This window comes from Candidatus Coatesbacteria bacterium (genome assembly GCA_014728225.1).
Classification (GTDB): domain Bacteria; phylum RBG-13-66-14; class RBG-13-66-14; order RBG-13-66-14; family RBG-13-66-14; genus WJLX01.
Map to the genome: position 1 here is coordinate 1 of WJLX01000041.1, position 22,613 is coordinate 22,613.

General features: G+C 65.4%; 20 protein-coding genes. 14 read left to right on the forward strand and 6 right to left on the reverse strand.

Translation table 11 applies throughout. The annotated features are described in order from the left end of the window. Positions 1-1,054: 1,054 nt before the first annotated feature. The 3 genes from GF399_02930 to GF399_02940 form a co-directional block, all read right to left on the reverse strand. Positions 1,055-2,653 (reverse strand): hypothetical protein, encoded by a 1,599-nt coding sequence (locus GF399_02930; GenBank protein ID MBD3399266.1) that lies wholly within the window; start codon positions 2,651-2,653, stop codon positions 1,055-1,057. Positions 2,654-2,882: 229 nt separating this feature from the next. Continuing rightward, positions 2,883-4,319 carry a T9SS type A sorting domain-containing protein gene (locus GF399_02935; GenBank protein ID MBD3399267.1) on the reverse strand — a complete coding sequence of 479 codons (1,437 nt, stop codon included), beginning with the start codon at positions 4,317-4,319 and terminating at the stop codon, positions 2,883-2,885. A gap of 391 nt (positions 4,320-4,710) precedes the next feature. After that, positions 4,711-5,682 (reverse strand): RluA family pseudouridine synthase, encoded by a 972-nt coding sequence (locus GF399_02940; GenBank protein ID MBD3399268.1) that lies wholly within the window; start codon positions 5,680-5,682, stop codon positions 4,711-4,713. Between the two features lie 64 nt (positions 5,683-5,746). Here GF399_02940 and GF399_02945 point away from each other — a divergent pair, with 64 nt between their 5' ends. Next, entirely contained in the window at positions 5,747-5,986 is a 240-nt protein-coding gene (locus GF399_02945) for a hypothetical protein (GenBank protein MBD3399269.1), read from the forward strand. Between the two features lie 11 nt (positions 5,987-5,997). Here the strand turns inward: GF399_02945 and GF399_02950 are convergent, their stop codons facing one another. After that, positions 5,998-7,227 carry a hypothetical protein gene (locus tag GF399_02950; GenBank protein ID MBD3399270.1) on the reverse strand — a complete coding sequence of 410 codons (1,230 nt, stop codon included), beginning with the start codon at positions 7,225-7,227 and terminating at the stop codon, positions 5,998-6,000. A gap of 129 nt (positions 7,228-7,356) precedes the next feature. Here GF399_02950 and recA point away from each other — a divergent pair, with 129 nt between their 5' ends. The 5 genes from recA (at position 7,357) to GF399_02975 (ending at position 11,990) form a co-directional block, all read left to right on the forward strand. Next, entirely contained in the window at positions 7,357-8,427 is a 1,071-nt protein-coding gene (recA, locus tag GF399_02955) for a recombinase RecA (GenBank protein ID MBD3399271.1), read from the forward strand. A gap of 238 nt (positions 8,428-8,665) precedes the next feature. Continuing rightward, the gene (locus tag GF399_02960) at positions 8,666-9,043 is read left to right on the forward strand and encodes a hypothetical protein (protein ID MBD3399272.1); all 378 of its coding nucleotides are present in this window, start codon (positions 8,666-8,668) and stop codon (positions 9,041-9,043) included. 82 nt (positions 9,044-9,125) lie between these two features. After that, complete coding sequence (locus GF399_02965) at positions 9,126-9,698, forward strand: sigma-70 family RNA polymerase sigma factor (GenBank protein ID MBD3399273.1); 573 nt, start codon at positions 9,126-9,128, stop codon at positions 9,696-9,698. Positions 9,699-10,395: 697 nt separating this feature from the next. Next, entirely contained in the window at positions 10,396-10,920 is a 525-nt protein-coding gene (locus tag GF399_02970) for a hypothetical protein (protein ID MBD3399274.1), read from the forward strand. A gap of 614 nt (positions 10,921-11,534) precedes the next feature. Beyond that, positions 11,535-11,990 carry a hypothetical protein gene (locus tag GF399_02975; GenBank protein ID MBD3399275.1) on the forward strand — a complete coding sequence of 152 codons (456 nt, stop codon included), beginning with the start codon at positions 11,535-11,537 and terminating at the stop codon, positions 11,988-11,990. Between the two features lie 471 nt (positions 11,991-12,461). Here GF399_02975 and GF399_02980 read toward each other — a convergent pair whose 3' ends face one another. Continuing rightward, entirely contained in the window at positions 12,462-12,881 is a 420-nt protein-coding gene (locus GF399_02980; GenBank protein MBD3399276.1) for a hypothetical protein, read from the reverse strand. Positions 12,882-13,100: 219 nt separating this feature from the next. Between GF399_02980 and xseA the strand changes: the two genes are divergently transcribed. From xseA to GF399_03020, 8 genes are all read left to right on the forward strand, one after another. Next, a complete protein-coding gene (xseA, locus tag GF399_02985) occupies positions 13,101-14,546 on the forward strand; it encodes an exodeoxyribonuclease VII large subunit (protein MBD3399277.1) in 1,446 nt (481 codons plus the stop codon). Then, positions 14,437-14,679 carry an exodeoxyribonuclease VII small subunit gene (xseB, locus tag GF399_02990; protein MBD3399278.1) on the forward strand — a complete coding sequence of 81 codons (243 nt, stop codon included), beginning with the start codon at positions 14,437-14,439 and terminating at the stop codon, positions 14,677-14,679. The genes xseA and xseB overlap by 110 nt, the downstream gene beginning before the upstream one ends. A gap of 5 nt (positions 14,680-14,684) precedes the next feature. Further along, on the forward strand, positions 14,685-15,443 hold the full coding sequence (locus tag GF399_02995; protein ID MBD3399279.1) for a methyltransferase: 759 nt from the start codon (positions 14,685-14,687) through the stop codon (positions 15,441-15,443). Next, the gene (locus tag GF399_03000) at positions 15,434-16,336 is read left to right on the forward strand and encodes a hypothetical protein (GenBank protein ID MBD3399280.1); all 903 of its coding nucleotides are present in this window, start codon (positions 15,434-15,436) and stop codon (positions 16,334-16,336) included. The genes GF399_02995 and GF399_03000 overlap by 10 nt, the downstream gene beginning before the upstream one ends. Positions 16,337-16,584: 248 nt before the next feature. Continuing rightward, entirely contained in the window at positions 16,585-17,904 is a 1,320-nt protein-coding gene (locus tag GF399_03005; protein MBD3399281.1) for an amidohydrolase family protein, read from the forward strand. Beyond that, positions 17,904-19,877, forward strand: a complete 1,974-nt coding sequence (locus GF399_03010; protein ID MBD3399282.1) for a prepilin-type N-terminal cleavage/methylation domain-containing protein — start codon at positions 17,904-17,906, stop codon at positions 19,875-19,877. Before GF399_03005 ends, GF399_03010 begins: the two co-directional genes overlap by 1 nt. A 92-nt stretch (positions 19,878-19,969) precedes the next feature. Then, a complete protein-coding gene (locus GF399_03015) occupies positions 19,970-20,293 on the forward strand; it encodes a hypothetical protein (GenBank protein MBD3399283.1) in 324 nt (107 codons plus the stop codon). Beyond that, positions 20,290-20,598, forward strand: a complete 309-nt coding sequence (locus GF399_03020; protein MBD3399284.1) for a hypothetical protein — start codon at positions 20,290-20,292, stop codon at positions 20,596-20,598. Before GF399_03015 ends, GF399_03020 begins: the two co-directional genes overlap by 4 nt. Before the next feature lie 310 nt (positions 20,599-20,908). Here the strand turns inward: GF399_03020 and GF399_03025 are convergent. Beyond that, the coding region (locus tag GF399_03025) for a T9SS type A sorting domain-containing protein (GenBank protein MBD3399285.1) at positions 20,909-22,613 on the reverse strand (1,705 nt) is incomplete at its 5' end.

The window sequence follows — 22,613 nt, forward strand, 5'->3', positions numbered from 1 at the left end:
CCGCCGGCCGTCGGCTTATCGGTGTAGCTGGTCGGGTCGAGCTCGGCCCGGCGAGCGGCGGCGTGGCGCCGGCGGATTCGCTTGTCGTAACAATAAGCCGTATTACGATGGCTGCCCAGGTCCTTGGCGACCCGCGCCGCGGCGGTAGTGGTAGCGCTAGTTGCATCTCGGACGGTTGACGTGCCGCTCCCGCGACCCGCTCTTCCCCGCCACATTCCCCCCCTTGATCGGTGGCGGGATGACAGACCCGTTCACGCCGCGGGAAGAGCCCAACCGCAATAGCTGCTGTTCAGCTTCTGTGATGCTCCCTCAAGTTAAGTAACATCGGGCATCCCACACGCTAGCGGACCATTCCGCCGGTTATGGATACCGTTGTTTCAAATCGCTTGGAAGGCGGATAGAGGACCTCACCGGCAGCGGTTTCGCCGATTGCTTGTAACGGCGGTCGATGAGCAGTCCTTGATGAGCAGTCCTTGATGAGCAGTCCTTGATGAGCAGTCCTGAATGGTTGTTGTTGAACGCTACTAGAATTGGACGCTCCCTGATGAGATTAACAGCGCCCGGCGGAGGTTGAACGGCCCCGGGTCGTTAGAACCGGTTCGGCAACCTTGACTCCCCTAAAAACCCGCCTCAACAATAACGAGCAATGTGCCTGACCCGCTCTCTTCCAACTGTTTTTCTATGAATATGTTATAGGTATTTGCAGGTCCATTGCCGTTGCGAGATCCCCAATGCAGATGACATACATGCTTCTAAACAGCTTTCTCAGCAGATGATCATGGACATGCAGGGGGCCGTTGTTGTTAAGTGAGCCCAGATGGTTTTCCGGCCCCCGGCCGGCAGGCGCAGGTAAGAGAACCCGTGCTTCACTGCGCCAAAACCTCCACCGACGACTGTCCCCGACCGCCCAGCGCCGCGGCGACCGCGATGCGCAAACCGACAACTACAAAGGCCCGGCGCGGTTCTTGCCCGCCGACCTCCCCGGACGGGGAGGTCGGCGGAATGCAAGAAGCGTGACGGGCCGGACGCCGGCCGACGGTGATCCGCGGATCAATCAGGGCCGGGTGGCCCGTTCCTGCGCCGCGAGCAGCTCGACCAGCTCCCGGGGCGAGCACTCCTCGTAGCCCAGCTCAGCGCTCAGGCTCGCCGGCGTCGGCACGTAGCCCCGGCGCCACAGATCGACCAGCCTGGCCCCCGCCGCCGGCTCGCGCCACCATGCCGGACCGAAGTCCTCCTCCAACCGCCGGCGCAACTGGGCCTCCAGCATCCAGGCGTAGAGGTAATTGGTGGTGTAGAAATCCTCGTTGGTCTCGAAGACGCCGGTCAGGTAGTCCTCGGGTTCGTGGCTCCAGATGCTGGTCATGTCGACCAGCTCCTTGTACGTCGCGGTGTGGTCGGCCTCGACACCGTGGAGGGCCAGCTCGTAGAGAAAGGCCATGCAGTAATAACGCAGGCCGGAGAGCTCGCCGAACAGTTGGCGGCGACGCAGCTCTCGGGCCTCGTCAGCCGGTATCTCGAGCTCCTCTTCGAGGTACAGCGGATTCTCAAACAGGTTCTCGAACAGGAAGGCGTAGGCCTCGGTGATGGCGTCGTCGCCCAGCTCGCGCAGTTCGTAGGGCAATGCGGGATCGGTGTAGGCGAAGTGGCACGCGTGGCCCATCTCGTGAAACAGGGTCTGGTAATCCTCGAAACCGCCCGTGGGCTTGACCAACACCCGGACGTCCTCGGGGACGCGCATCGGCCAGCAAGCGGCCCGGGGTTCCTTGGCCGGGCGGTCCTCGTCGTCCAGGGTGATGTTGTCCAGCTCATCGTAACCCACCTCGAGACCGCCGATGAAGGCCTCCCAAGCCGGGACCAGCTCAGCGGCGCCGAAGTAGGCGTCGAACTCGTCGTCGTCCCACAACCGCCAGCGCTCCAGACTGGTCAGCGACAGGCGCTCCCGCCCGGGGTAGACGGCGGCGACGCGCTCCTCGGCCAGGGTGATGTACAGCTCCCGGGTCTGGCCGAGAATGAAAAGGCAGTCGGCGGCCAGTTGGGCGAAGTCCCGACCACGGTTGCGGGCGAAGTAATCGACGTAGTCGGCGTAGCCCAGCTCGCGGCAACCGGCGCGCAGGGCCTCCAGATAGGCGGCCCGGCGGGGCTGGAGCTCCTCGCGAACGAAGGCGCGGGCCGCGTCGCGCAGGGCGTCGCGCCGCTCGTCATCCTCCAGCTCATCGATCGCCTCCCAGACGTCACGATAGGCGATCTCTTCACCCTCGAACCCGATCACGCCGCGGGCCTCGGCCTCCAGGATGGCGATGTAGTAGTCTTCGAGGGGTTCCCAGAGCAGGCCCGCCTCGAGATCCCAAGCCAGGTAGCCCAGGGCGCGGGCCACCGCCGGATCCGCGGCGGCGTCGCGCAGCCCGGCGACCCACTCGGCCAGGGCCGGATCCAGCAACCACTCGTAGCGCTCGTTGATCGGCCCGACGACGATCTCTTCACCGTAGGCGTCGCCGACGTAGTAGGCCTCGGCTGATTCATAGCCGTAGTCCTCCAGGGCCTGGCGCAGCCCGTCCAGGGTCAGGGCCGCACCGTCGGGTCCCACGGGGGCCTCGGCAAGGATCGGCGCGGCCGACAGACAGACGATCAGCAGGCACAGTGAACGGCGGCTCATGGCCCTCCCGGGTTGAGAAACAGTGCGCTTCGAACGACGGTATTATAGCCGAAAAGACCGCCCTTGACGATAGGGTTGGTTGCCAATTACGGTAGCCGAACATTCGTTCTCCCTTACTGTCAACGAGTTGCACGATTGATTATCCCGACGCCGCCCCGCTTACCGCCGGATTGAGCAACGGTCCGCCGAACGGCTGTTCGGCGGACCGTGTAGTAAAGTCGATCTGGCTCTAACGGCTGATGACCAGGCGGCCGGAGGCCCGCTCGCCGCAGCCGTCGACGCGCAGGGTGTAGACCCCGCTCTCCAGACCGGCGACGTCGAGGGCGATCTCGCGGCGGCCCGCCGTGACCTCGACGCTGCGCTCCAGCACCCGGCGGCCGGCCAGGTCGTAGAGGGTCAGGGTGACCGTACCGGCCTCGGGCATCTCGATGAGGCAGGTCGTGCGATCGGCGGCCGGGCTGGGGTAGATCCCGCCCAAACTGAGGGCTCCCGGCGTCTGACCGCTGACGGATACCGAGCAGGTGCCCAGCTCGACACTGCGGCCGTCGGGCTCCAGCGCCGTCAAGCGGTAGTCGTAATCGCCGGGCTCCAGGGCCCGATCCAGGTAGCTGCCGGCGGGGCCGCCGCTGAGCGGCTCCTCGGTCAGGGGGGTCCAGGCGACGCTGCCCGCCGGTCGACGGGACAGGCGGTAGCCGACGGCGTCTCCGTCGGTCAGCCAGCTCAGCCCCACGTCGCCGCCCCGGGACTCGGCGGCGAAATCGAGCAGGCGTACGCCGATCGGCAGGTCGTCGTGCATGGTCACGGCGGCGTTCATGTTGGCCCGCAGATCGTCCAGGTCCTCACCCACGGCCAGGGCCACGTCGAAGCACAGCTCATCGCCGTCGTCCACCTGGTAGGGGCCGCAGCAGATCAGGAAGCGGTAGTCGAAGGCCTCGATCGGCGGATCGTCGAATTCGCCGTTAGCCATCAAATTGTAGATTTCCGCATCGGATTCCGGATCGTTGTTCCAATCCCACCAGTTGAAGGAACAGGCGGTGTTGATCAGCGGTTTGACGCCGATATAACCCAGCGAGGAATCGTCGTCGTCGTACATGTAACCGAAGCGGCCGCTGGAGTCGTAAGCCACCCAATCGTCCATGTTGTCATTGCCCTCGGGTCCGACGTCGGCGTCGGCGAGGAACCCGAGATAAAAGTCGTCGATGTCCTCGCCGGTGTTATTGAAGACCGTGTAGTGCAGGATAAGGTAGTCCTCATCGGGGGCGTCGGCCCAGCTCATCCCCTGGCACCAGCTGTAGAGACCCGGCGGATCGGGATGGGCGGAATCGTCGGCCTCGTAGAAGAAGTCCAGATCGGAGAGCTGGCCGACCCCGTCGGGAATGTCGGACCACTCCGGCTCGTCCGAGGTGACGATCTCGCTCTGACCTGCCCAGTCGGGATCGGCGTATTGATGAGTCACCGCGGTTTCCTGGCCCTGGTAGGTGAAGGCCGTCCAGAAGCCGCCGAACCAAAGGTACAGATCGTCGGAGCCTGCGGGCCAGGTGCTGTCCATAACGGAATGATCACTGGTGAATGTGCCGTAGATCTCGCCGCTGCCGAAATCCAGGCCCTGGGCGGCGACGACCGCGGGGAGCAGCAGGAGCAGTATGAAAACCGAAGTGCGCTTCATTTAGACCTCCGAGGTTTGATGACCTGTTCGACTTGTTCGACTTGGTTGATGAAAGCCACCGTATTGAGAGTGATGAACATCAACTCATTGTGACTTCCTATGTTATATTGATACCACAAAACTGCAGCCAAGACAGTATGTCTGGTAGATAGGTGGAATGGACTGTGCAACCCACCCTGTGGGCCGGAGAGCCGGTCGACCGCGACCGGCGGAAGCCGCCAAACATCCGCACGCCCCGGAAGTCGCGCCGCCGGAACTGGCACGGTTTTTGCTGAAGCGAACCGTTATCGTTGTTCGTAACGGTCGCTGAAATGCAAAAACCGTGCCAGTTCCGGCGGTCCGAGCTGTATCAGCCTCGGTGATAAAGCGTTGACGCCGGTCGCGGGCCGGCTCAGTCGCGGGGCGCTCTCAGCAGGGTCAAGGTTTCCTGGAATCCCGGCGGCGGTGTGCTGGTGAAGGACAGCGTCACCCCGGACGAGGGGTGGACGATGCCCAACGCTTTGGCGTGCAGGGCCTGGCCGACGAGGGGCAGTCCGCGGGAAAGGCGCTCGCTGGAGCGGGAGGGGTAGACGGGGTCGCCGAGGAGGGGGTGGCCGCGGTGAGCCAGATGTACGCGGATCTGGTGGGTCCTGCCGGTCTCCAGACGGCACTCCAGCAGACAGGAGCTTTGTAGGCGTTGCAGCACCCGGAAATGGGTCACGGCGCGGCGGCCGCCGGTGACGACGGCGAAGCGCTTGCGGTCCCCGGGATGGCGGCCGAGGGGCTCGTCGATGGTGCCGGCGGGCGGCTGGGGCACACCGTAACACAGGGCCTCGTAGCGGCGCTCGGCGCTGTGGCGGGCGAACTGGCGGGAGAGGTGGAGGTGGGCGGGTCGGTTGCGGGCCAGGACCAGCACCCCGGAGGTGTCGCGGTCCAGGCGGTGAACGACGCCGGGGCGGGCCGGATCGGCGACGACGGCCAGGGAAATCCCGCGGGCGGCCAGGGCGTTGAGCAGGGTGTCGTCGGGGTGGCCGTGGCCGGGGTGGACGACGAGGCCCGGTGGTTTGTCGACGACGACGATGTCGTCGTCGAGGTGCAGAACCCGCACTCCGGGATGCTCCCTGGGGGTCAGCGGATCGCAGGGTTCGGGCTCGGCCAGGGCCGCAGCCGAGACAACGACGATCTCGCCGGGCCGCAGGCGGTGGGATTTACTCGTCGAACGGCCGTCGACGAGGATCAGGTCCTCCTCGACGGCGGCGGCGATCCGGCTGCGCGACAGGCCGCTGCCGGCCAACCGACGCGCCAGGAAGCGGTCCAGGCGCTCCCCGGCGTCTCCGTCGGTGATGGTCAAGCACCGCTCTGGCTGGTGGTTTTCGATGGCGATCCCTTGACCGCGGCTGGGCGGGCAGCTAGTCTTGTAGTGGAGAAAGCGCTCCTGGAGGATCCAAATGCCCTACATCCGCTTCCGCGGTCGTTACGCCGTGCTGGTCCATTCCCGTCGCGAGGGCGGCCGCGTGCGTCAGCTCCACCTGGCCTACTTGGGCAAACGGCGGCGCCTCGAGCCCGAGCTGCGCCGCCGTTTGGAGCGGGAGTATCCGGAGCTGAAGTTCGACTGGGCGGCCCTGGAACGCCGCCTGGCCCGGGGCGGCGGCAGGCGCCGCGCTGACGCCTGGCTGGAGGAGGATTAAGCGGGTCGCGCTCAGTTCCGGCGGAAGCGGATGATGCGCGCCTGGTCGTCGGGGCTGAAATCGTAGTCCCAGGGTTCGTACCAGATGAAGGCGTCCAGGACCAGCAGATCGCCGTTGTCGCAGACGGCGACGTCCAGTGGCGCGCGCAGTCGCCAGTCCCCCGTACCGGTGATCACGGCCAGCAAACCGCCGGCGGCGTCGAACTTCTGCACCCGAGCGTTGCGGGTGTCGGCGACATAGATATTGTCGTAGCCGTCGACGCAGACGCCGTAGGGGGCGGAGAAGCGGCCGTTCTCGTAGCCGAAACCGCCGATGGTCCGTTGGTAGCTGAGGACGTAGGGATAGTTGTAATCGGGATCGTAGCCTGGGTCCTCTGGATCATCGGGGGCGGTTTCGAGGGTCAGGATCTGGATACGATGGTTCCAGGTATCGGCGACGATGATCTCGTCGGTGGAATTGGCCGTCACGCCGAGGGGCAGGCGGAAGGTGCCCTGCTGATCACCGAGGCCGCCGTCCTCGGCCAGCTTGTTCCCGGCGCCGTCGTAGGCTGAGATCAGGCTGTTCGCGGTGTCGGTGATGACGATGCGGTTGTCCGGGGTGTCGAGGGCCGTCAGGTCGCCGGGTTGGTAGAAGCTGGGGTACTGCTGAACCAGGGGTTCGGTCCAGCCGGGTTTGCTGTAGGGAGGCTCGAAGTAGCCGTGGTCGGGCTCATCGGATCCGCCGGGCTTGGGGATGGGCAGGTTGAAAGCGTAGGCGCTGCGGCCCCGGGGGAAGACGCCGTCGCCCTCCTCCGAGAGGGATTCGGCCAGCAGGATCTCGCTGACCGCGGGATTGTTCCGCGCCACGAACAGGGGATAGGTCTGCCAGTCGAAGCCCCGGGGCCATTCCCAGTAGGCGTCCCAGACGGCGCCGCCGTCCTCTTCGAGGACGAAGCGCTCCAGGAAACCGCCGCGGATGTTGGTCACCAGCAGCCGCCCCTCATGGTCCAGGGCCATGCTGTAGGGGTACCAGAAGTCCCATTCGGCGTAGCCGAGGGAGCCCTCCTCCTCGTCGCGGCCCAGTTCGGTGAGCCAGAAGCCGCCCAGGGCGGTGTAGTCCTCGCTGGGGTGGGGCTGGCTGCTTTCCTCGAGACAGCCGCCGCTGACGACCGCCGCCAGCGCGGCGATGACGACGACCGCCCGCGATCCTGTCCGGGCGTCGGCTGCGTTCTTGGAGTGGTAGCTTCGCTGATGAGTGGACATCGGCAGTCCTCCGTTCCGGCGATATTGTACCAGAAAGGTCCGGCCCGGGAAAGCTGGCCGCCGTCGGGGGATTATGTTAATCTTCTTGTCAGTCCTGTGGTGTTCTAATACCTACCTAAAAGGAGACCCATGGCAGCGAAGCAGACCAATGACAAGCGGCGCAATCTGGAAGCCGCCTTCGCCCAGATCGAGCGCAAGTACGGCAAGGGCTCGATCATGCGCATGGGCGACGATGACGTGCAGCAGGTCGACGTAATCCCGACGGGTTCCCTGGCCATCGACCGCGCCCTGGGCGTCGGCGGCCTGCCCCGGGGCCGGATCGTCGAACTCTACGGTCCCGAGGCCTCGGGCAAGACCACCCTCACCCTTCACGTCATCGCCAGCGCCCAACAGCTCGGCGGCATCGCCGCCTTCATCGATGTCGAGCACGCCCTGGACGTCAACTACGCCCGGGCCCTGGGCGTCAACATCAACGACCTGCTGATCAGCCAGCCCGACACCGGCGAGCAGGCCCTCGAGATCGTCGAGATGCTGGTCCGCTCGGGCTCCCTCGACGTGATCGTCATCGACTCCGTCGCCGCCCTGGTGCCGCGCTCGGAGATCGAGGGCGAGATGGGCGACAGCCACGTCGCCCTCCAGGCCCGCCTGATGAGCCAGGCCCTGCGCAAGCTGACCGGGATCGTCAACAAAACCCGCTGCTGCGTGGTCTTCACCAACCAGATCCGCGAGAAGGTCGGCGTAGTCTTCGGCAACCCCGAGGTCACCCCCGGCGGCCGGGCGCTCAAGTTCTACACCACGGTGCGGATGGAGATCCGCCGCATCGGCTCCCTCAAGGTCGACGGCGAGAGCATCGGCAACCGCAGCCGGGTCAAGATCGTCAAGAACAAGGTCGCCCCGCCCTTCAAGCAGGCCGAGTTCGACATCATCTTCGGTGAGGGCGTCAACATGGCCGGTGAGATCATCGATCTGGGCCAAGAGACCGGCCTGGTGGAGAAGTCCGGCGCCTGGTACACCATCGACGAGGAACGCTTCCAGGGCAAGGAGAACTTGCGGACCTTCCTCCAGGAGAACCCGGAGCGCGTGGCCGAGTTGGGCGACGGTATCCGCGAGCACTTCGGGCTACCCGTGTTCGGTGAACGGCTGATCCCGACCGCCGCCGCCGATGAAGACGGGGACGCAAGCGCCGACGACGAAAAGTAGAGTCTGCGTCAACACGCCGTGCGAACCCTCCGGGTCGGCCGCTGGCCGGCCCGCATTCCCAGGGCGAAACGGCGGCCGACTCCGAACGGGAGGCCTTCGATCGTTACCGGCTGCAACCTTTACCGGTTGAAGCGTATCCAATACTAATGAACGGGGAACAATCGCAACATCGGCGCCGTCGTCCCCGAGCCGACGGTCCCTCAACTGGCAAGCTCCGTACAAGAGGAGTGAGAAAGAGATGGATCTAACCGGAATCGTCGCCATCGTGATGGGTATCGGCATCGGCATGCTGGCCATCTGGGTGGATTACAAGCGTAAACGCCTCATCCACGAGGAACGGATGGAGGCCCTGCGCCAGGGGATCACCCCACCGGACTGGCTCGTCGAGGTCGAGGAGAAGCGCAAGACACCCTTTAAACGCGCCCTGGGGCTGTTCATCGCCGCCATCGTGCTCATCGGCATCGGGATCTGGCTCTACGTCTCGATGTGGTGGATGGGCCTGGGCGCCCTGGCCTTCTGGGGCGCCGGACCCGCCTTTCTCGGTTTGGCCCTGGGCGGCGCCGGGCTCGTCGTATACCTACTGCACAAAAAACAGGACCGCCGGGACGACGTCTAGGCTCCGCCGGCAATGCGGCCGGACGACCGCCTCGGCCGCGCCGGCGGCCTGCGTCTTCCACGTCTCCAACCGGTGACGTGTTTTGGAGCGAGAACGCGAATTAGCCCTGATCGAGCGGGCGGTGGATGGTGACGAGCAGGCCTTCGCCGAACTCGTCTACGCCACCCAGAACCTGGTGTACAGTTGCTGCATCAAGGTCCTGCACAACCCGCAACTGGCCGAGGAAGCGGCCAACGAAGCCTTCCTGCGCGCCTGGCGCGGGTTGGCCGGTTTTCGCGCCCAGGCCCGCTTCTCCAGCTGGATGTTCCGTATCGCCCACAACGCCGCCGTGCGTATGGCCACCAAGAAACGCCTGAAAACCATCTCGATCGACGATGAGGACAAACCCGGTCTGGCCAACGTCGCCCGCGACAACCCCCGGGCCGAACGTAACATCGAAGGCCGCAGCGAGCTCGAACTGGTCCGCGACCTCCTCGACGAGCTGCCGGACAACCACCGCAGGGCCCTCGAATTGGCCTACCTCGAAGGCGTCAGCTACGCCGACGCCGCCGCCGCCCTTGGCTGCACCACCGGCACCATCAAGACCTGGGTCCACCGCGGCCGCAACAAGCTGCGCGAGCTCTACCTCGAGGCCACCGGCCGGGAGTTCGCCTGAGCGGGCCGCGGCCCGCTACCGCCGGAACTGGCACGGTTTTTGCATCTCGGCGACCGTTGGAGCGGCGGCAACGCTGCGCCTCCGCAAAAACCGTGCCAGTTCCGGCGGTGGTCCGGCGGCCCGTCGCCGAAGCTGCGGCAAAGACCATGGCCGCCGGACGCCCGCTGGAAAAAAGAACAGCGGCTTGTTGAAACCGGACCGTCGCCCGGCGTATCATATCCTGTGGAGGGTGAAATACTTGGGTCTGGGTGATCCGGGGGGCAGAAGGTCTGCAAGCAATGTCTGCAAGAGACGTCTGCAATGGACGTCTGCAATGGACGTCTGCAAGGGACGGATGTCTGGAGGGCTAGGCAGCTAAGGGAGCACATGACCGGGTATAGCGGTTATCTGAAGGTGACGAGCGGCCGTCGAGCGCCGGACGAACCCGGCGAACTGGGGCGAGAATGTACCGCTGACCGCAAGAGACGGCCTACGGCATAACTCCAGCGGCCGTCGAGCGCCGGACGAACCCGGCGAACTGGGGCGAGGATGTACCGCTGACCGCAAGAGACGGCCTACGGCATAACTCCAGCGGCTCTCGAACACCGGACGAACCCGGCGAACAAAAGATCACAACCCTCGACCAGCCCGGCAACATCCCTTTAGCGACACCATCCGGGAGTGGCGATCACCCGCAGCAACCAACGAGGCGATAACCGTGTCCAACCACAAGCATGACAAAGAGGCCCGTCGGATCCGCGAATTGGCCGAGCGGATGCGCCGGGGCGACGTCGATCCGCCGGCCGGCGCCGAGCTGGGTTCCGCGGCCACGGAGTACGCCGCCCAACGGGTGCGCGCCGCCGAGGAACGTCTGGACAAGCTGCTGGCCCGAGCCGTCGTCGTGCCGGCCCCGCCCGGCCTGAGTCGCGACGTATTGGCCCAGGTCCGCGCCGAGGGCCGCCCCCGTGTCGTCCTGCCCCGCCGTAAACTAAGCCGCACCGGCATGTGGCTGTCGGTGGCCGCCGTCGGTCTCGCCCTGGTCGTCGGCTTGCTGACTGTGCTGCCCGGCATCTCCGGCGCCCTGGGGTTCGAGCTGACCGCCGGCGACGTGGCCCCGTTGCTCAACTATCTGCCGATGGGGACCGCCCTGGCCTTCGCCGTTTTCTCCGTGATCCGCACCCTGGTCAACCTGCGCCGCGACCAGGCCCTGCGTCGCTACGCCAAGCAGGGCGACGGTTCCTGACGCGGCTTTTCAAGGCGGGTGCTGTTTCGGGCGATCCCGGCATTCCCTGGGACCGCCTTTTTCTTTCCCCAGCTTACTTGGCGGTTGGTGTATTTTGTGCTATATTAAGACTGATAAGTCTTCACTATTATCGTCAGCTTAAATTGAAATCCCTGGCAGCCTGGTTAGGCCCACCAACGGGACTCATTTTCAATATTGTCTGCCCTGGAGGGCGATAAAAGGCGATTACTTCAACTTGAACCGACCGTCACGCTGACAATCATTTAGAAGTCAGCAAAATTCTAGGATTGATATTGTTTTATTAGACCCCTTGCCGCCTTTTCATCCCGACAGCGACGACTCTACCCGATGTTCAACCAACTCCTTGACAATGGTTTCAGTCTTCTCTAATATAGCTGCGAGCCATAACACAGCAGGCAATCGGCAACTGCGCTTCCACTAGAACCAACCCCGCCTATCTTCGGAGGGCCAGTCGTGAATCAACCCCGGATGAACGACTAGCACCGCAACGCGTTGTCCGGTCGGCGCAGGCTCCATCACGGAACCGCTTCGAACCGCGACGGCGGGAACCCCCGCACCGCGTTATCCGAAACAAAACCCACCGAGGAAATACCATGCTAGGTGAACTACTGCCTAACGGCAGGCGGGAGATCAGTGTGCTCTTCTGCGATCTGCGCGGCTTCGGGCGCTACCATGAACAGCTCGGAGACGCCGGCGTGACCGAGCTCCTGCAACGTTTCTACAGCGCCGTCGGCCGGGTGGTCGACGAACACTTCGGTGTCGTCGACAAGCTGATGGGCGACTGTGTGATGGCGCACTTCAACGCCGTGCGCAGCGTCCCCGACCACCAACGCCGGGCCGCCGCCGCCGCCGCCGGCATCCACCAGGCCCTCGAACGGCTCGAGGTCGACGGCGAACCCCTGCGGGTCCGCATCGCCCTGGCCAGCGGACCGGCCGAAGTGGTCACCTTCCGCTGTGGCTCCCACTCGGCCACCACGGTAATCGGCGAGCCGGTCAACCGGGCCGCCGGCGAGCTCTACCAGACCCGCCCCGTCAACAACAGCGCCTGAATGGCAGCCCCCTCCGGAACCGGCGACGGCGAGTTCTTTCGGGAACTCGTCGGGCCGGGCCGTTTTTTACGTTGATCTATGTCGTGGGCCGCTTTACAGTGAGGCCTGCGCGTCAACTACTTACCCTGCTACAGATAGTTGGACGCGAATGAGCCAAGCAGTGCTCGTTTTGCCGAGCAAGGCTTGAACGGTTTTCAGCGCCCTGATCCTGCCGTCGGCCGCCCGCCGCGTCCTCCAGCTACCCCCCTTTTTCACGATTGAACGGCGGGGCTGCTCGTATCAAGGAGGGTCCAGCATCGGGCGTGAAGGCTTCCGCAGTTTTTCAGGGTTGGCATCTGTAACCTGAGCGGACCAGATGAGCAGTGCATCCTGCGGGTAGTCGAGAGTGTTTTCGTCGTCGCGATGGTTGAAGCGGAACGACCTTTTCGTGATCAAGAGTCTGTAGTTACGCTCGAATCCTCAGTGATCGGCTTATCGGCCGCGCTCGGCGTCGCCCCGGAAGCTCTCGAGGCCGTTGATATGGTTCTTTCCGTTGGCGTACTCTTCCTGATGCTTGATGCGCCTGTGGTGGAAGCCGTGAGCGACAGTTTTTGTGGGCCCGCCGGCCGTCGGCGTAGCGGTGTAGCTGACCGGGTCCAGCTCGGCCTGGCGAGCGGCGGCGCGGCGCTCCCTTGGTCGATTGTAAGTCGATTGTAAGTCGATTGCACCATGTGGCTGCTGTTTATTAGCGGATAAGCCGACCGCCCTGGCCGCGGCGGCCGCCGCAACGCGCAGCCATAATAAGCGAGCTGTCTCTTCTTGCTTCTCTTGAGATAGCTTTGCAAGATAGCTTTGCATATCTTGGTCGATGAGTATATTTCTTTCCGTAATTCTTGCATTTACGTCTGCCATCGGCCAACTTATGGTGCGCCCTACCCATCACTTATGTTAACAGGGCATTACATACGCGCAGCGGTCCGAACACGGTAGACGATCCCCTTCATGGTTAATGGTTTCGTCGGTCTATCCCGCCGGGACCGCCTCACCATCGTCGGGTTTGACGCCCCGGCCCGACTGGGATAAGATAACGGGTAAACGGCGACCGGTGAAGTATTAACCCGTGAGGTGCAGGTGAGCGACGGCGGTGAACTGACGCAGGAGCGACCGCTGACGGTTGGCGAGCTGACCCGAATGGTCAAGGGCGCCCTCGAGGAGCGCTTCCCCGCAATCTGGGTCACCGGCGAGCTGACCAACTGCCGGCTCTACTCCAGCGGTCACCTCTACTTCAGTTTGAGCGGCGACGACTGCCTGCTCAAGGGAGTAATGTTCCGCCCCCGGCCGCAGCGCTTGGGCTTCGCGCCCGAAGACGGCCTCGAGGTGACGGCCCGGGGACGCATCTCCGTCTACCCGCCCCGGGGCGACTACCAGCTGATCGCCGACGAGCTGCTGCTGCGCGGCGAGGGAGCCCTGCGCCGGGCCTTCGAGGAGCTCAAGCGCCGCCTGGCCGCCGAGGGGCTGTTCGCCGGCGAGCGCAAACGCCCCCTCCCCCGGTTGCCCCGCCGTGTCGGCGTGGTCACCAGCCGCGACGGCGCCGCCCTGCGCGACATCCTCAATGTCCTCGAACGCCGCCACGCCGGGCTGGACATCCTGCTGCGCCACTCGACGGTCCAGGGCCTCAGCGCCGGGGCGGAGCTGGCCCGGGCGGTGCGCGAACTGGGTGATTGCGGTCTGGTCGATGTGCTGATCGTCGGCCGCGGCGGCGGCTCCTACGAGGACCTGTTCTGCTTCAACGACGAGGAGCTGGCCCGGGCCGTCCACGATTGCCCCGTCCCCGTCATCTCCGCCGTCGGCCACGAGGTCGACTTCAGTATCTGCGACCTGGTCGCCGACGTCCGCGCCCCGACGCCCAGCGCCGCCGCCGAGCTGGTCACCGCCGAACGGGCCGAGCTGGGCCGCCGGGTCCGGCGAGCCTGGAGCAGCCTGCTCAACGTCGGCCGGGAGCGCCTGCGCTTCGAACGCCAGCGCCTAAACGGCCTGGCCGAATCCCTGCGCCCGGAACGCCTCTCCGGCTACCTCGACCTGCGCCGCCAGCGCGTCGATGCCCTGGGCGAACGCCTGATCAACCGGGCCTTCAATAACCTCAACCTGCGCCGGACCCGGCTCGACGGGCTACGTTTGGCCCTCAGTCGGCTCCACGGCGCTCCCCGGGCCCGCCAGCGCCTGCTGGACCGGGCGGCGGCCCGGTTGGAAACGGCGGCCGGGCGCCGCCTGCAGCTCGACTCGGCCCGCCTGCGGGAGCTGAGCGGTCGGCTGGCGGCTCTGAACCCGCAATCCATCATCGCCCGGGGCTTCGGCCACCTCAGCGCGGAGGGAGCGCCGCTGAGCCGCGCCGCGGAGCTGTCCCCCGGTGACACCCTGGACGTCGTCCTCGCCGACGGCGGCGTCCGGACCATCGTCAGGAGGCGTTTTGAGCGAGGAGCAACCGAGCTTCGAACAGGCCCTGGAACGGCTGGAGGAGATCGTCGCCCATCTCGAGGAGGGCGGTTACCCCCTGAGCAAACTGACCTCCCTCTTTGAAGAGGGCACCAAGCTGGCCCGGCTGTGCCAGGACAAGCTCGACGCCACCGAGCGGCGGCTGACCGAGCTGGTACGCGACGCCGAGGGCGGCTCGACGGAACAAGCCCTCGATCTGCCCGACGTGGAGGAGTAGCCGGAATGGCACAGTCCTCGGTAAGCAAGGGCGAGACTGCGGAGCGCTTCGACGTCGATAACTACACACACAGGACCGTCTGGCCGCCGATTTTCCGCTTTTTCGACAGGAGTTTTCCGAAGGGTGCTTTCCACCTTCTCGACGTGGGTGGCGGCGCCGGGTATTTCGCTGACTATATCCTGGAGGCCCGTCCCGGCTGCCGGGTTACGGTCCTGGATATATCACCGGGACTGCTTGAACGCAACCGTCCCCACCGGCGCAAGCGGCTTATCTTGGGCGATGCATTGCAGCTTGATGAGCTACCGAGCGGAGAGACCTTTAACATCATCTGCTTCAACCTCGTACTCCATCACCTACTGGCTACTGACGAGACATCGACACGGCGACTACGAATAGACGTTTTACGGCGAGCCGCCACTCTCCTGCGTCGGTGTGGGAGGATCCTGATCATCGAGCCCCTCTATCTGGGGATGTTCCACGTTGATATTCCATCGATACTCGTATATCGATTAACACGGTCGCAATTCTTCGCGCCACTCTGTAAGAGGCTGGGCGCCCGCACCGCCGGAGAAGGAGTACTGTTCCAGCCCGGCAATCGCTGGCTCCACACCTTCGAAGACGCCGGACTGGAGATCCAGGACCAGTATATCTTTGGTCCCTGGGAGATCAACCCGCTTTATAAAATCGCTTTGAACATCGCCAGCATCCGGACAGGCATCTTTTGGCTGGCGCCGTTCGTGCGGAATGGAGAGGGATTCCATTGAACAACCAGTTGAAAGCCTATCTGCTAGAGCGAGCCGGGCGCGTCAACGAGCACCTCGAGAGGCTGTTGCCCCACGCGGGGGCCTATCCCCCCGTCGTTCACGAAGCGATGCGCTACGCCGTCTTCGCCGGCGGCAAGCGCCTGCGGCCGATCCTGGTCCTGGCCTGCGCCGAGGCCGTCGGCGGCCGGGTCCCCCCCGGCGCCGACGAGGTCGCCTGCGCCGTCGAGTGCATCCACAACTACTCCCTGATCCACGACGACCTGCCCTGCATGGACGACGACCAACTGCGTCGCGGCCAGCCCACCGTCTGGGTCGAGTACGGCGAGGCCCAGGCCGTTCTGGCCGGCGACGCCCTGCTGACCCTGGCCTTCTGTCTGATCGCCGAGGCCGCCAACCGGGACGTCGCCTTCTCCGACAAGCTGCTGCTCTGCTCCCAGGAGCTGGCCGCCGCCGCCGGGACCTACGGCATGATCGGCGGCCAGGTCGTCGATATCGCCAGCGAGGACGTCGAGGTCGATGTATCCGTCCTCGACTACATCCACACCCACAAGACCGGGGCGCTGATCCGCTGCAGTTGCCGCCTGGGGGCCATCCTGGCCGGCGCCGACGCCGCCGGGCTCACCGCCGCCGGACGCTACGGCGAGCACCTCGGCCTGGCCTTCCAGATCACCGACGACCTGCTCAACGTCGAGGGCACGAAAGAAAAGCTGGGCAAAGCCGTCGGCTCCGACGCCGCCCGCGGCAAGACCACCTACCCCGAACGCTTCGGCCTCGAGGGCTCGCGCGAGAAGGCCGCCGAGACCGTCGAGTCGGCCGTCGAGGAGGCCCGGCGCCTGCCGCGCTCCGAGGTCCTCGTCGCCCTGGCCCGCTACGTCCTCGCCCGCGACCACTGAGCCCGCGCCGCGCCCGGGCCGGGAGACCTTTGAAAAACAAGCCACCGCCCCCCCCCGGCCCCCGGAACCGGCACGGTTTTTGCATCTCGGCGAGGCCGCGGATGTCGGTGGGGTTTCGCCTCCGCAAAAACCGTGCCGGTTCCGGGGGCCGGGCGTTGTCCGGCGCTGATCGAAGATGATCACTGCGGGGGATCGTTTTTCAAAGGTCTCCCGACCGAGGTTCACCAAGTAACGGAGGCTGAACGAGGATGACGGCGCCCGTCGAGCAGCGTCCCCTGGTGATCAAGGGCGGCACCGTCGTCGATCCGGCCCGGGGGCTCTACGCGCCGGCGGACGTCCTGGTCGAGGGCGATCGGATCAGGGCGCTGGAGCGCGGCGTTGTGTGCGCCGGGGCGCGTCAGCTCGACTGCGGCGGCCTGTTCGTGGTTCCCGGCCTGATCGACATGCACGTCCATCTGCGCGAGCCGGGGCTGGAGGACAAGGAGACCATCCGCACGGGCAGCCGGGCCGCGGCCCTGGGCGGCTTCACCTCGATCGCCTGCAAGGCCAATACGGGCCAGTTCGTCGATAACGAGGCCGCCCTGGAGTATGTACGCTCGATCGGCGCCGGGGGCGGTCCGGTCAACGTCTTTCCCATCGCGGCGCTGACCCGGGGGCTGGCCAGCCGCGGGGTGGCGCCGCTGCGCGAGCTGCGCGAGGCCGGCGCCGTGGCCCTCTCCGACGACGGCCATCCGGTGCACGGCGCCCTGCTGCTCTACGCCGCCCTGCGTTACGCCCGGGACCTGGGCTTTCTGGTGATCAGCCACGCCGAGGACGAGCGCCTGTCCGGCGGCGGTGTGGTCGGCGGCGGCTCTTACGCCGTGCGCAGCGGCCTGGAGGGGATCTGTCCCGAGGCCGAGGAGGTCGGTACGGCCCGGGATATTCTGGTGGCCCGCCACACCGGCGTCCCCCTGCACATCGACCACGTCTCGACGGCCCGCTCCGTCGAGCTGATCCGCCGCTACCGTAGGCGGGGCTGCGATCTCTCCGCCGAGGCCACGCCCCACCACTTCACCCTGGATACCGACTCCCTGGAATTGGATTTCGATCCCAACATCAAGATGAACCCGCCGCTGCGCTCGCGGGCCGACCGGCTGGCCGTAATCGCGGGCCTGACCGACGGCACCCTGGAGATCATCGCCAGCGACCACGCCCCCCACACCGTCGCCGAGAAGGACCGGCCGATCCAGCAGGCCCCCTTCGGCGTGGTGGGGTTGGAGACCATGCTGGGGTTGACGTTGACCGAGCTGGTCGAGCCCGGTCACCTCTCCTTCGCCGAGGCGGTGCGCAAGCTGTCGGCCAATCCGGCCCGGCGGCTGGGCCTGGCCGGCCGGGACAGCCTGGTCGAGGGCTCCGTGGCCGACATCACCGTCATCGACCGCGAGGCCTCCTGGACAGTCGATCCGGCGGTCTTCGTCAGCAAGGGCGCCAACACGCCCTTCGCCGGGCGGGAGCTGCGCGGCCGGGCGGTGCATACCGTCGTCGGCGGCCGGGTGGTCGTCGAGCACGGCGAGTTGGTGGTGGACTGATGAACCTGCGGCGGACAGTCAGCGCGTCACTACGCTCCCGACGGGGCTTGACCCTGGTCGAGCTGGTGATCGCCCTGGCAATCTTCGCCGTGATCATGGTGCCGATCGTGCTGATCCTGACCAGCGCCGGGGGCGGCTACGCGGCGACGAGCCAGCGGATCCAACTGGAGCGCCGCGCCCGCCAGGCCCTCGAGGCGATCACCGGCGCCCTGGCCGACGCCGGCGCCGATCCCACGGGGGCGGGCGTTTTCGAGGCCGTGCCCGAGGCCGCGCCGACGGCGGTCACCGTGGCCGCCGATCTGGGCGGCGACGAACCGGGAACACCGCCCGACGGCGACGCCGAGGATCCGGCGGAGCGGCTGGGTTTCCGCCTGCTGCCCGGCGGCGAGCTGGTAGCCGAGGTCCAGCAGCCCGGTGAGGCCTTCGAGCGTCTGAGTCGCACCCTGACCCGCGACGTGCGCGACTTCTCCCTGCGCTACCTCGACCCCCGCGACCGACCCCTCCCGCCGGACAAGCTGACCGAGGACGAGCTGGAGGGGGTGCTGGCCCGGCGGCGCATCCGCAGCATCGAGATCCGCCTCGAGCTGGCCCCGCCCGGAGGAGAAGCGATCGTCTTCACCAGCCGAGTGACCCCGCGCAACCTGGCGGCGACCCGCCTGCCCGGCCCCGGGGGCGGCGGCTTCCCCCGGGGCGAGGAGGCGGCGACCGCGGAAGGCCCCGCCGTCCCCGCCGAGGGCGCTCCACCGACGGGTCCGCCGGAGCTGGTCTCTCAGGGTGCGGCGGCGGAGCTGCGCGGCGCCGGTATCGGCGATCCCGTCGTCATCTTCTATTCTCCCGCCGCCGGGGGACGCCTGGGCGGGCCGACCCCCGTGGCCGCCGCCGCCGAGGACGACGACGGCACCGTGCGCCAGGTCGATTTCTACCTCGACGACCGTGTGCTGGGCGCCGACGGTTACGCCCCCTACCAAACCCCGAGCTACTGGAATCCCCTCTCCGGCGAGTTCGCCGTGGCCGATGGCCACCACCTGCTCTACGCCCTGGCCGTCGACAACCGCAATAACTACGGCTCCGACGCCCTGCTCGTCGAGACCGCCGGTGCCGGCGGACCGGCCCTGCTGCTGGACGCCGCCCATCCCGCCTACCTGGCCGATTCCCGCAACGCCGCCTGCTGGATCGCCAACGGCGGCGACGCCGACCTCGTCGTCACCGAGCTGCGCCCCGCCTGGAACCGCGACGGGCTGCTGCTGGAGAGCGTGGCCCTCGACGGCGACCTCCTCTACAGCTCCAGCGAGGGCTCGGCCTCCGGAGCCTCCGTCCGCCTCGAACAAGCCCTCGTCCTGCCCCCGGGCCAAAGCGGCGAGCTGACCCTGGGCTTCACCGCGGCCCCCGGCGCCCTACGGCCCAGCCTGGAGGAAGCCCGCCTGGCCGTGCTGTTCGCCGACGGCGTCGGCCGACGCTGGGGCGTCCATTGCCTGCTGACACCGACCGCCTTCAAGGTCTCCAACCTGCTGGTCAGCGGCTCCCACTACGCTTCGCGCTGGAGCGACTACTACGAGACGGCCCGGCTGACCGCCGGCGCACGCCCCTACACCGACGAGGACTTCACCCTGACCACCCTGCCGACGAGCTACGAGGCCCCGCTGTGGATCCGGGCCCCCGACGCCGACCGGGTCAAGGGCCTGGACGAACCCGAGCTGGGCGCCGACTACCTCGGCTCGATCCACACCGACAACCGCCTCCACCTCTACCTGCTCTACACCGATGACGCCACACCGCCGCTGTGGATCCGCGACCGCTTCATCGAGAGCGACTACGTCTTCACCACGGACAACCCCCGGGCCGAGCGCCTGCGCCTGTGGCTTGCCGTGGCCCCGCCCGGCGAGATCGTCTTCTACGGCAACCGCTCCGCCGGCGCCTCGGACAACGCCGACTGCATGTACCTGCTGGGCCTGGGCGGTCTGTTCAGCGAATAACAAAAGTAACTTAGCCCCCGTCTTTGCCCCTTGCGACGGCGGGACTTTTGACGTATCTTAGTCGCAAGCTCTCAGCCCGACAACGGTGGCCCATGGTCGTCGACAATCCCAAAGCCCGCTGGCACGCCTTCCTCGACAAGGTCGGCAAGCCGAAAAAGATCAACCCGGCACTCACCGACATCCGCCAGGCCCGCCACGTTTTCAGCCTGAGCGCCGAGTACCGCTACATCGACACCCAGCGCTGTCCGGAATGCGGCGGCTCCTACCGCATCATCTCAGACCAGCGTCATGAGAACTCCGGCGGCGAGCCCCTGGATATCTTCGTTTGCGAGTGCAACGGCTGCGGCGCGCCGCGACGCTTCTACTTCAACGTGGTGGCCGTCTTCGGCCGCCGCAAGGGGGGTACCGAGCGATGAAGACCCGACTGCTGCTGCCGCTGATCGTCCTGCTCGGCGCCACCGCCGCCGACGAGGCCCCGACCGCCACCGGCTACGACGACGCCCTTCCCGTCACTGCCATCGCCCAGGAATACGACTACGTCTACAACAGCGTCTGCCCCGAGTGCGGCGCCACCGCCTTCGTCGACCGGATGCAGTCCCTGCAGTTCAACGACGACGCCCCCTACGACGTCATCACCGCCGCCTGCGGCGAGTGCGGCTACGAACGCGACTTCTACTTCGACGTCTCCGCCCTGCCCTGGTTCTCCGGCGAGGGATTCTGAGCCGGCATCCGTCCAATTACTTGCTCGACCACCGGTCTTCCCCTTTCCCCGCCCGGCCACTGCGCGACGGGATTCTGAGCTAGCATCTGCTCAGCTGCTTGCTCGACCACCGGTCTTCCCCTTTCCCCGCCCGGCCACTGCGCGACGGGATGCTGGGTCAGCGCCCCCGGTCCCGACCTACAGGCGGGCGGCCCCGGGGAAGGAACCCCCTGCGGGCCACCGCGAAGACAACTGGGCGCGTCCGTTGCAGATGTGCATCCGGCGGGGACTCACGTCCCCGCCGTTTTCCTTTCCGGTCATTTCCTTCGACTCACCGCGAAACGACCACCCGACGGCTGAGCGCCGCGCCCAACGTCTCCAGGCGCAGCAGATAGACCCCGGCGGCCTCCCCGGCGCAGTCCCAGGCGACCTCGTGCCGCCCGGCGGGCAGCTCGCCCTCGCTCAAGGTCGTCACCCGGCGCCCGGCCAGATCGTACACACTCAAGCTGACGCGCCGGGCCTCCGGCAATTCGAAAACGACGCTGACACTATCCGACGCCGGGTTGGGATACGGCTCCTCGAGGGCCAGCCGCTGCGCCTGCTCCGGCACCACGACGGCCTCCGTCGGCCCAAAGCGCTCGGTACGTCCGTCGCTTTCCGTGACTTCGAGCCAGTAGACGTAAGCCTCTCCGGGCTCGACGCTTCGGTCCAGCCAGCGGCTGGTCGAGCCGTCCAGGGAACCCGAGACGGCGACGGGCTCGTCCTCCCCGCGCAGCACTCGGACGGATGCGGGCGTATCGCCGTCAATGGACCAGGCCAGCAGAAGGCCTTCTTCAACGGCTTCAGCGGCCAACTCGGTATTGTAGATGTCCATCCCGGGATCACTGCTGGCGTACATGAGGCCCCATTCGGAATACCATGAAATACCAGTATGTTGTCCATCATATAAAGCAAGACATGTATACTCTGGGGATTCGGTTTGAATCCTCTCCTGTAACTCCCAATCATAACCGCTCCAGCTGACGTAATAGATCATGCCAGTGACGGTATTGCAATAAACTATATGAGTAGTACCGGTATTATCCACTTCCAGTGAAGAGGAGTTACCAATATCACTGATTACATCTACGTTTCTTATGTCCCAGCTTGAGCTTATCAACACGGCATATTTGAGGATACTGTTGCTACTATCGTAATAAGTTGCATGCAAATTATTGTCATTGTCTAGCGCTAGGCAATTGTACCTGCCGACGGACCCCTCATAATCCACCGTCTCTATTTCCCAGCTCCAGCCATTTGATACAGCGTACTTAAGGTCTTCGTTTCCAACGTCATAGTACAAAATGTGCGGATAGCCGCTGGAATCCAGCACTAGTGAGGTATAGCTACCAACTACACCTGTTGTGTCCACCGTCTCTATTTCCCAATCCGTGCCGTTCCAAACGGCATACTTGAGGTTATCGTTTCCATAGTCATAATATGCAATATGTGCATAATCACTGCTATCAAGAGCCAGAGAGGTATGGCTGCCAACTTCTCCCGTTGAGTCGACTGTCTCGATTTCCCAGTTCGTGCCGTTCCAGGCGGCATACTTGAGGTTGTTATTGCCACTGTCATGATACGAGATGTGCGGATAATCGTGGGAATCCAGCGCCAGAGAAGTATACCCGCCGACATCACCGTCCGCGTCTACTGTCTCTGCCATCCAGTAGTTACAGTAGAAGTCCCGATAAGCGTACATTAGTTTGTTTCTTCCACTTTCATAATAGGAGATATGCGGATTGTTGTCGGAGTCAAGGGCCAGGGAGTTGTGTATACCTACATGCTCGCCTCTATCAATGGTCTCTATTTCCCAGCTGGAGCCGTTCCGAGTGGCGAGATTAAGGAAACCGTAATCGTGGATGTTACCGATATACGAGATGCTTGGGCTACCGTATGAATCCAGCGCCAGGGATGTGTACCGGCCAACATCACCAGTCGAATCCACCGTCTCGATGACCCAGCTCGCGCCGTTCCAGGCGGCGTACTTGAGGTCG